Origin of the sequence: uncultured Algoriphagus sp., assembly GCF_963974835.1 — a bacterium.
In the GTDB taxonomy this organism is placed as follows: domain Bacteria; phylum Bacteroidota; class Bacteroidia; order Cytophagales; family Cyclobacteriaceae; genus Algoriphagus.
Window position 1 is genome coordinate 30,214 of sequence record NZ_CAXBET010000009.1, and the last position, 11,048, is coordinate 41,261.

5 protein-coding genes are annotated in these 11,048 nt (G+C 41.0%); all 5 read right to left on the reverse strand.

Translation table 11 applies throughout. The features are described 5' to 3' along the window. Window positions 1-8: 8 nt before the first annotated feature. Window positions 9-3,278 (reverse strand): VCBS repeat-containing protein, encoded by a 3,270-nt coding sequence (locus tag AACZ73_RS16250; RefSeq protein WP_339879457.1) that lies wholly within the window; start codon window positions 3,276-3,278, stop codon window positions 9-11. A gap of 198 nt (window positions 3,279-3,476) precedes the next feature. Continuing rightward, the gene (locus tag AACZ73_RS16255; protein ID WP_339879458.1) at window positions 3,477-4,757 is read right to left on the reverse strand and encodes a glycan-binding surface protein; all 1,281 of its coding nucleotides are present in this window, start codon (window positions 4,755-4,757) and stop codon (window positions 3,477-3,479) included. Window positions 4,758-4,784: 27 nt separating this feature from the next. Further along, a complete protein-coding gene (locus AACZ73_RS16260; RefSeq protein ID WP_339879459.1) occupies window positions 4,785-6,449 on the reverse strand; it encodes a RagB/SusD family nutrient uptake outer membrane protein in 1,665 nt (554 codons plus the stop codon). Window positions 6,450-6,467: 18 nt separating this feature from the next. Next, window positions 6,468-9,626, reverse strand: coding sequence for a TonB-dependent receptor (locus AACZ73_RS16265; protein ID WP_339879461.1), 3,159 nt, complete (start codon window positions 9,624-9,626; stop codon window positions 6,468-6,470). A 422-nt stretch (window positions 9,627-10,048) separates the two neighbouring features. Then, window positions 10,049-11,047, reverse strand: coding sequence for a glycoside hydrolase family 5 protein (locus tag AACZ73_RS16270; RefSeq protein WP_339879463.1), 999 nt, complete (start codon window positions 11,045-11,047; stop codon window positions 10,049-10,051). Window position 11,048 lies beyond the last annotated feature (1 nt).

The following is an 11,048-nucleotide window of genomic DNA, read 5'->3' on the forward strand; positions in this document are numbered from 1 at the left end:
CACTTAAATCAATATGCATAATTAAAAACACCACGATTAGGAACTCCTACCCAGAGCTTATTACCGATTGTCAAGGAGCTGGAAACATTGTTTCTCAACTTCAAATCGGAGTACATAGGCTTTAATATATTCCAATTCCCTTTTTCATCTTTTCGAAGTTGCCATCCCGGATTAGCATCTATCCTACCGATTTTAAGTCTGGCGTATTCCTGATTACCGAGGAGTAGCAAGTCAACTCCTTTCGGTTTTTTGATAGCTGAAATAGCCTGAACAGGTGATGATTGAACCATAGTTGGCAAGTTCACTTCTTCAAATACATTATTCTTAAGTGTGTACATCTTCGTTTCCAACGATTGAACTTTAAGAACTTTTGCTTTGTCAAGCTCTTCAGCGGTAAGTATGTCCTCGATTTTAGCTTTGGAAAAAGCTTCATGAGAAGAGAAAAGTACCTTCTTCTTATACATCTGCGCAGCTAGCTCATCTCTGGAAAAAAAGGGGAATTCCTCTCCCATTACAGGAAAAGTCATCAGCGGATCTACAGATCCATTGTTGTCAAAATCTTCGTAATAGATACGGACAGGATTTTGCTGATCCGTTTGCAATCTGGAATTTAGGCCCCAATTCCCCGCAATCATTTCTGGACTTCCGTCTTTGTCCAAATCCTGAATCAAAATCGATGACCAAAGACCAGATTTCCCATCAGGCAAAAATTCATCTGATCGATCCATTACTTTACCATCTTTGATATTAATGATACGAATGCGATCAAACTCCGATACGATGATGAGTTCATCCAATCCATCTTGATCTAAGTCATAGGTTTGGGATGATTTGACACGGGAAATAAAGTCCAGGGAAATTGGAGAAAAAGTTCCATCTCCTCCGTTAATCCACAACTGGCTGGGTGCAGATTCAGGCCATCTTCCCGGTAAATAGCCTGATCCTATGAATATATCATCCAATCCATCTCCGTTTGCATCCCAAATTGTGACGAACTCCGTAGGCATTATTCCAAAATCAGTGTTGGATTCAGTAAATACTCCATTGCCGTCATTTATTAGCAGTACATCGGTCTGTCTGGAATCTTCTACTTCCAAATCGAAATATCCTCCTTTTCCTACATATAGATCGAGATCCGAATCTCCATCTGCGTCAAGAGCTACTATTGAAGTGATGTTTGGGAAATCGGTAGTATAAATCAATTCAGTTTTATCCGGCTTAAAAGAATTATTCTCAGAAATCAACTGGACTGACATGCCGTTAGAAAAGATAATTTCACCTGCTCCGTCACCAGTGAGATCAGCATGAAGTAGGCTTACTTTCTCCTGAGACAAACTGTAAAGCAGTTGGCTTTGACGCTTAAAGTCATTAGGAAGCACAAAATTCGATTCGCTTAGGAAAGAGGACAAAAGAATAAAAGCTGGTTCTGTTTTAGCCTCAATTTCGTATTCGATTTCTGCATCGGATTCATCTACTTCAAGCATCTGATTGATTCCGGGATTTTTAATCCTGCTGATTTTATGATTTTTCCAGCGTACCTCCACGGAATCTACTTCCTCATCTCCTAGTCCAAAGTGAATGGTTGCACTAACATTTCCCTGATATCCCTTGAAAATCTGTTGTTCTTGATAGTTGATTTTGCCTTGTTGATAGACGCTAACCCGTGCCCCAATTCCATCTGAGTTTCCTTCCAAACCTCTCAGTCGGATTTGCAGATAGTTTGATGTAGAATCATCCGAAGTCTTGTTTTCAAAAATCTGAGCAGGTTCATTCAGATTATTCAGAACCAAGTCCAGGTCACCGTCCCGATCCAAATCTGCATAAGCTGCTCCATTGGAGTTGCCTGGCTTTCCTAGCCCCCAACTGTCAGATTGATTTTCAAATTGAATTCCATTGATATTTCTATAGCCATAATTACCAATTTTCGTAGCTGGCATTTTTGCGATCAAATCATTTATTCCTGCAGATGAGACTTTTGAGTTTTGCAGGTATTCATTTCTGTAATTGATGAAATCGAGACTGGTAAAATCCTTTAAAAATCCATTGGATACAAAGAGATCAGTAAAACCATCATTATCAAAATCAGCAAATAATGGTGCCCAGCTCCAGTCTGTGGCACTGACCCCAGCAAGTTGACCTACTTCAGAAAAAGTACCGTCTCCATTGTTCAACTGTAGCATATTTCGCATTAGTTGGTGATGAAGTCCGGCTTTCAGAAATAGATTGTAATGCTCATAATTCTCCGGACTAAATAGCAATTTCTGCCTCATGTTATCCTCTGGAAGCATGTCAAGACTTATCAGATCCAATTTCCCGTCTCTGTTGATATCAGCAGCATCTACTCCCATAGTGTAAAGGCTGGTATGACCAATACGCTCTTCTATTTGGTTGACAAATGTTCCATCATGCTGATTTATGTACAGATAGTCGGATGCAGAATAGTCGTTTCCCAAATAAATGTCAGGAAATCCGTCTCCATTGAAATCTGCAATGGAAGCACCCAATCCGTAGCTCAAACCAGTCTCCGTCAAGCCAGACTCTTTGGTAGCATTTTTGAAAACTCCATTTTCGTTCTTGAATATCTTTGAGCTGCTCATAGAATCTGCAGAAGTCAGCATTGCTTGAAAAGCATTGATAATAAGATTACTGAAAAGTCTAGGGTTGTGATTCAGTAAAAGCATATCCAAATCTCCATCCTGATCCAGATCAGAAAAATAAACAGCCGTACTGTAGCCGGGATCGTCTAATCCATATTCGGCTGCCATTTCCTTAAAAAATGGTATTTTATCTTTATCCAATCCCTGATTTACAAACAATTGATTTCTTCGCTGCACTTCGGGCAAATCTCCAGAATAGCAGACATAAATATCTTTGAGGCCATCTCCGTTGATATCAACGATAGCTGTGCCTGTTGTCCAAGCATTGTCTTTACCAGCTGTGCCAGTGGCTAAAGTAATGTCCCGGAATTTTAGGTTTCCCTGATTTAAAAAAAGCTTGTTCTGTCCCTGATTGGCCGTGAAATAGAGATCTTCCATCCCATCATTATTCACGTCACCGACTGCAACTCCTCCACCATTATAGAAATATTGATAAGTGAGGATATTGGCAGCTTCTGTTTCTTGTATTTGATTGATAAAGATAATGTGAGTTGAATCAGCACTTATTTCTTCGAAAAGTGTAGGAACCCTTTCCACATTTTTCCTGTCACAGGCAGAAAAAAACAAAACTGCACCCAATAGGATGAATTGGTGAAATTTTGATGAGTTGCATTTAAACATTTTGAGTCGGGACTTCAAGCTCAAGAGAGGGTTTGACTGAAGAAATAGTCTTGGGCAGTTGAAATAGATAAAACCACCAAGCTCTTCTTAAGAGAGATTTAAATTCTCATTGATTGATAAGAGAATTTTAGAAAAAATCTCCGAGGCAAAACGCTTCACCCCGGAGATCCAATTAATAAACCTCTTATGCTATACTATTTAATTAACTGCTCTTACAACTCTGATATTATCTATCCCAAGTACTGCAGGAATATCATTAGATGTCGAATTTATAACCACTAATCTAAGTTGTTTTGTATTAATACCTTGATCGATGAATGTACCTGCCAAGAAATCAGCATAAGTATTCAATCTTGTAGATCCATTGGTAAGTCTTGACATATTAAGGGACATGGTATACCAAGATCCATCAGTCGCTTTAACAAAATCACTCATTGGGATATTGTAACTCAATTCATTTCCATTGACATCGGGAAACCAAACCTGCATCTGAAGTCCTTCAATTGAAGCAGTAGTATTGATTGCTACTTCAAATCGAATGTCAAAACTGGCAGCAGGCGTAGAAGGTTCATAGCCTTCTCCTGTAGGAAATATTTGAACTCCGCTGTTGTTTCTTAGGTTGAGTACCTTATCATTATTCCAGCCCCAATTTGCTGGAAATGCCTGATTCATTCCTGCAAAACTTCCCTCTAGACTTGCCACTCCTGGCTGAGATGGGCGGATCATATCTCCTGACAATCCCCAGCCCCAGTTATCTGGATATTCAAGTGCACCGTTGGTGTCAAAATCCGCAACCATACCTTTTTCAGCATAGATCTGGGTATTTCTATTTGTAGCTGATCCTCCTGATTGGGTAACAACTCTAATCATTTGCCCATCTGAAAAATCAAGATTATCAGGAACTTTTACTGTCAATGACGAACCTGTGGAATTAGTCTCAATCCCTGAAGTGACAAATGCATCTTCACCAGGAAAATATACGGTGTCCACGAAGAAGAAATATCTTCCCAGAAGAGTCAACTCATCGCCAGCTTTTACATATTGATTTTTCACCTGGGTGATCTGAGGAGCAGGAGGAAGTGTAGTGAATTCCATCAAAGCCTCACCCGCTTTATTTACCAATCTTAAAGTATTTGGCACATTAGGGTCAGTGGCTACGGTAGGAACTGAGTCACCAACGGTAACTATTACCGTGTTATTAGTCACATAGGCCGTGTTTACCCCAAGCGGATAATCGTTAAGATATACCTCCTGTGTTCCCAGAAGATTATTTCCCAAAATCGCAAGCGTGCTTCCCAATGTCGCAGAAGTAAAGGAGCTGTCTGCTGAGGAAGGATCTGTATTTCGCACACGCTCTATAGTTGGGGGACCGACATTTATTTCATCCTCATCCTTACAGGCGCCAAGGATCAGAACCATTACCAGCGCTGAAGCTACCAGAAGTGAATGTGAGGAGCTTATATTTTTTATGATTTTCATATGTATATTTTCAATAGAAGTGCACAATTAATTTTCGGCTGAGAAATCGTACGGTACAGCTGGCTTTCTCAGGTTTGGTGCTCTTGACAACTCCGAAGAAGGAATTGGAATCTTAAAATTAGATTCATTCACTGTAAAGAATCTTGGGGAAGTATCGTCTGCAGGGATCTCAATTTCCCACAAGGTAGGATCAGGAATCTGGTCAGCATAAATCCTGAATGTGCCTCGATCCTGGGCGGAAAGCATGCTGTATGCTTTAGCCGGATCATAATACTCCAACTTGGTAAACTCGTACCAAGCCTGTCCTTCCATCGCAAATTCTTTGATACGTTCTTCAAATACATCTTGCCAAGTGACGGAAGTCAGGGCATTTACACCAGCTCTAGCTCTTACTCTATTCACATATAACAGTGCTTCAGAAGGGTTTTTATCCAAAATTGCCTCTGCATAAGTCAAGTAAACATCTGCCAAACGAAGGATGTAGGTATTTATCTCAGTACCCTGCTGAACGACTTTTCCATCGTTATCTTCGGGTCGGCCAACCACATACTTTTTCACCCAAGCTCTGGAGTTGAAAGGTCTACCGCCCTCAAGGCTACGTGCAGGCACTTCCAATTCTTGTGCTGATCCACCAGGAGGCACTTGAGTAATATAGGAGTAGTGATCACCAGGGAACATAAAGCTTCCTTTTCTTCTTTTGTCAAATATTAGATCATCATACATGTCAAGTAACCACTTGGATGCTCCAATATCTCCGCCCCATCCGTCACCGAACCCGGTGATTTCAGATCCAAAAGCCAAGAATGCCTGTACTGAATTTTGAGCACCCCACTGACCAGCTTGGCCGGCATTATAAACCCACTGCAAAGCAGCTAGTGTTTCCTTATTATTGTTGTTGGCAGTTTTGAAAAGATCTTCATACTCATCCATCAACTCTGCTCCACTGTTATCAATTACCCGCTTCGCAAAATATGCTGCTGAGTCCAAATCAGATTGATTACGTGTTCCAGAAACACCTGCTTTCGTCAGGTACATTTTTGCAAGGACACCTTCAGCGGACCACTTAGTCAGACGACCAGTCAACACAGAACTCTCAGGAAGATTCTCCGCCGCATAGCGAAAATCTTTTATGATAAATTGCCAAACTGTTTCTTCGGTATTTCTGGCGATAGTCGTATCCTGAAGCAATGCGGTATTGTTGGTGATAATAGGCACTGGTCCATAGTTTTGAACTAAGTAAGAATAAGCCAGACCACGCATGAATCTTCCTTCAGCGATACCATGATTTTTGATTCGTTCAGTTACATCCTCACCGGCAAAAGCATGGATGTTATTAATTAATGAATTTGACTGAGCTACTACATTATAGAAGGCTCTCCACGCCTCTCCGTTTTCTGAAGTTTCTCCTGTAGTATTGAACCGCACGTTTTCTAGCTGGTAGGATCCTGAAGTAAGAGTTCCTCCTCTTGCATCACCTATCCCGTGGCTTGCTTTATCATTATAAGCAAACCAAACTATATTGTAAAGTGGCGCCGAAGCCGCCAAAATCTGATCGTCAGTTTTGTAGAAGTTTGCATCTACAATCGCGTCCAATGGTGGTCTATCCAAGAAATCTTCTGAACAGCTCACCATTCCTCCAAGTAGCAAAGTTGCTCCAAGGACTATTTTATGGAATTTCGTGTTTGTTTTCATGTATATATGATTGTTGGATTAGAAGTCTACACCTAAGCTGAATGTGTACATTCTTGTCTGAGGATATCTGCCATAGTCTACGCCGATTAACTGGCTGTTTGCTTGTACATTATTTCCTACAGAAGCCCCTACCTCAGGATCATATCCTTTGTATTTGGTGAAGGTGAATGCATTTTGTACTCCGAAGGCTAGCTTTAGGCCTCTAACCACATTTTGCTTTTCAAGCAATTCTGCAGGAACCGCATAAGAAAGATTGATATTTTTCACTCGTACGTAAGAACCGTCTTCCACAAATTTGTCAGAGATTCTTGTACCGTTACCGTTTAGATCTGTTGCTGTAATCCTAGGGACGTCTGTACCAGCATTTGCTATGAAAGGATTTCCTGATTCATCCATCTCGATCCTAGCATAATCATAGGTTTCCAAAAGCATATTTCTACCCAAGTTCACATTGTTTGGGTTGATGTTAAGGAATCTGTTGTAGTTATAGATATCTACTCCAAGAGCGCCAGTGAACAAAACATCCAGAGAGAATCCTTTATAAGCAAATTGCTGAGTCATACCAAAAGTGAATTTTGGCCAAGGATTACCGATGAAAGTCTGATCACGCTCATCTATTACCCCATCACCGTTCAAATCTTTGTATTTGATATCACCCACATATATACCATTATCACGATCCACCTGGATAGGATTTCCGGAATTATCCACCGGTCTTGCACTTGACTCTACTTCTTCTATTGACTGAAACAAACCATCCGTCTGATAGCCATAAAACAACCATGGCGCCTGGCCAGGAATAGCTCTCGCAGTAAAGTTGTTCAACCACCATGCAGTACGGTCAATGAAAGCTGTTTCAGAGAAGAATTTTGTTACTTCTGTTCTAAAGCCTGAGAAATTGTAATTAGAACTCCAAGAGAATCCAGTAGCTCTATTATCTATGTTGATCGTGTTGATCGTAATGCCATAGCCTCTATTTTCCAAAGCACCGATATTCACTGTAGGAGTACCTATACTTCCTTCAGCGGAGGTTCCCATGTACCAAGGCAATGGGTTTGGCAAAAGTAAGTTGTCAGTTTTCTTCAGGTAAAAATCACCTTCGATTTGGATTCTATTATTCAGAATATTTAAGTTGAAACCAAGATTGACAGTAGAAGTCTCTTCCCATTTCAAATTTGGATTACCAAATCTCGATACCAAGAAGCCACCGCCCCAAGGAGTTGGAACACTTGGCGAGCTAAGAGGTGCGAATATTGCACCTGCATCTCCTTGGTTACCTGTTAGGCCTGTTTCGAATCGGATCTTTAACTCATCCATCCAATCAGCATTCTGTAGGAAGCCTTCTTCGGAAACTCTCCAAGCTGCAGACATGGAAGGGAAATAACCCCATCTGTTCTCAGGTCCAAAATTTGCAGATCCATCTGCCCTGAAAGCGCCTAATAGGATATATTTCTCATTGAAGGTGTAATTTGCTCTAGCAAAGAATGACTCCATCGCCCAGCTATTAGCCCCGCCGCTGTTAGTAGCTCCTTGAGCTGATCCTAAACCAAGTTCCTGAAGATCATTTGAAGGAAAATTCATTCTGGCACCGTTCAAGTATTCAAATTGAGATTCCTGTGCCTCATGGCTACCCATTAAGTCCAACGCATGCTTGCCCCAAACGGCACTGTAGGTCAACATTTGGTTCCAGTTCCAATAGAAACTGTTACTTGATTCTTCAGCAAGCGTGTTCGTATCATTAGTCACTACACCAAGCGTATATGTTGGGGTGAAGAAGTGGCCATTGTTATAGTTAATGTTTGTGTTAACCATCGTACGGAACTTCAACCCCTTAGCAAGGTCTATTTCAATATTGAATCCACCCTGTGCACCTCTTCTCTTATAGCTTCTATCCAATAGATTTGCCAAAGCGATAGGGTTAGCTGGAGTAAACTGCAAGCTTGATCCATTCACAGGATCCGCACCACCCCAAGATCCGTCAGGGTTTTTTACCGGTACATTTGGAGCCATCTGAATCGCATTGTTGATCACATCAGAGCTACCGGTAGCCAATTGCTCATCCGTATGAAAAAGCTGTAAGTTCAAACCAAGTTTCAACCATTTTCTAGTTTGGTTGTCTATGTTTGTTCTCAAAGAATATCGGTCAAATGAAGATCCAATCGCTACACCTTCTTGGTTAAAATATTCACCGGAGATATAAAACTTTGTCTTTTCGTCTCCACCGCTAAGAGTAATATTATGCTTATTCAGGGGCGCAGATTTGAAAAGTGCATCTTGCCAGTTAGTACCTTCTCCTAAAAGTGAAGGATCCAAGAATGCCGCTGGAGAATCCCCACCGGTGATTTCGCGGATATCATTAGTCATAGTCGCATATTGGCTCAATGACATCACCTCCAAATTTTCAGGCTTGTCCTGAAGTGTGTATAGGTAGTTGTAAGTTATTTTGGTTTCACCGGCCTTTCCGCGTTTGGTGGTAATCATGATTACACCATTTGTACCTCTAGAACCATAGATAGCAGTAGCAGATGGGCCCTGCAGTACTTCCATAGATTCTATATCACTAGGATTCAATCCAGCCAATGGGTTGGTAGAAGAAGTGTTGCCATAAGATACAGCAGCTGGTTGAATCTGAACACCGTCGATTACATACAAAGGTTGGTTAGTACCGCCAATAGAGTTGACGCCACGGATATTTACTGAAATCCCTCCTCCTGGCGCACCGGTATTTTGCGTCACATATACACCTGCTGCACGACCCTGAAGTGCTTGCTCCACGGTGGTATTGACTGTACGTTCTATATCTTCAGACGTCACAGACACCTGTGCACTGGACATATCTCTTTTTTTCATCGTACCATAGCCTACCACTACTACTTCATCCAAGGAAGCCATATCTTCTTCCAGCGTGATATCAATTGTAGATTGGTTTCCTACTACGATTTCTTGGGACTTATAACCTATAAAGCTATAAACAAGGGTAGATTCTGAAGATGGTACCGTAATAGAATACGTCCCGTCTCCTTCTGTTGCAACACCAGTAGTGGTTCCTTTCACCAGTACTGTTACTCCTGGAAGTGTGAGTCCATCTCCGGCAGAATTCACGGTACCTGTGACCGTGACTTGTGCCTGAACCACACCTACCAGAAGCATTAGCCAAAGTGGTAATAGTTTTTTCATCATGAGGGGTTTAGTTGTAATAAATTGGTATATAGGTTTGATGTAGGAAAAGATTTTCCTGAGGTAAAATTGAATTTGTCTGCTAGACGGTTTTGTATCATTCAGTTGGGTTTTTGTTAAAAAATCATCGAAACAATCACCAAAAACTGAGATGTATTCCTATCTCCGAAATGTACTATCGGAATGAATTGAATGTATAAAATCCAATTTGAAAAGAAATAGGATCAGGTTTTTGGGTTTACTTCTTTGATCCGAATAAATGTAGTTTTACTAAGCTTGGGAGAGGGTATTCAAATGTTTTTAATAGGGGTATCAAATGTTAACCGATTCGAAATCGATTGAAAACAAGGGTTTTACAATCTTAAACTCCTCTACTTTTCACTAAAAAAGTGCGAAACATTGTGTGAAAAGGACCAATTGAACTATTCTAAATTCTTTTCTAACGCCCTCTTCACCAGCTTACCCCAAGGTTTGATCTGTGAGTCGGTCCAGTTTCCGTTTGAAGAAGCATCAGGTAAGATCATGGAACATGTCTCATCTTTGTCAGCGATCGACCAAGCTGCCCACGAAACATTTCTACTTTCCATCCAATCTATCCAAGCGTTCCAAGAGTCCGTGTCTATAGCACCATCTCCTGATGCTTCCATCCCTGCACATTCGGTAACGAAAATAGGTAAGCCATTTTCAAATACTTTATCAGCTCTTTCTCTTAAGTAGTCTTTGTGCGTAGCGGCATAGAAGTGCAGCACGTACATGATGTTCTCCTGATTCAGTATAGGATTCTCAGCCACTATCTGAATGTCCTGACTCCAATTGGGCGAACCAACCAAGATCAGATTATCCGGATCGTATTTTCTGATTTCGGTAATAATATCTTCACTATATGCCTTTACTTCTTCCCAGGTCTCAAAGTCTGGTTCATTGAACAGCTCATATATGACATGCGGATTTTCACCATAAGTCTTGGCCATTTCCACAAAGAACTTTTTGGCTTGCTCCGGATACAAATCATGACTATGCCAATCTATGATCACATACATATCTTCCGCTATGGCAGCATCTACCACTGCTTTAATTTTTTCGAGGGCAAAGTCCGGGTTTTCCAGGTACGCACCGGATGGATCAACACCCATGGCAGCTCTTACCAAATTTGCATTCCAGTTGCTTTTAAGAAATTGTACAGCTGAAGCATTGTAAAATCTAGGCCACCAATTGTGCCACCCAAAGCTCACTCCGCGTAGCATTACTGGTTCTCCATCACTATTCGTTAATTTACCTTCCGTTACTTTTAGGTGTCCGAAAAATTCAACCTCACCAGCCGGATTTGTATCGTTAAAAATTTCTGGAGAAATAGGATCTGTAGTCGAGGCCTCGGAGCAGGATGATAAAATCAATCCTACCATAAATAGAAGTTTTTTCATT

Excerpts from the sequence above, each read along its gene's own strand:
- AACZ73_RS16255 (WP_339879458.1), bottom strand. The coding sequence starts at position 4,757 with ATGAAAATCATAAAAAATATAAGCTCCTCACATTCACTTCTGGTAGCT.
- AACZ73_RS16260 (WP_339879459.1), bottom strand. The coding sequence starts at position 6,449 with ATGAAAACAAACACGAAATTCCATAAAATAGTCCTTGGAGCAACTTTG.
- AACZ73_RS16250 (WP_339879457.1), bottom strand. The coding sequence starts at position 3,278 with ATGTTTAAATGCAACTCATCAAAATTTCACCAATTCATCCTATTGGGT.
- AACZ73_RS16270 (WP_339879463.1), bottom strand. The coding sequence starts at position 11,047 with ATGAAAAAACTTCTATTTATGGTAGGATTGATTTTATCATCCTGCTCC.
- AACZ73_RS16265 (WP_339879461.1), bottom strand. The coding sequence starts at position 9,626 with ATGAAAAAACTATTACCACTTTGGCTAATGCTTCTGGTAGGTGTGGTT.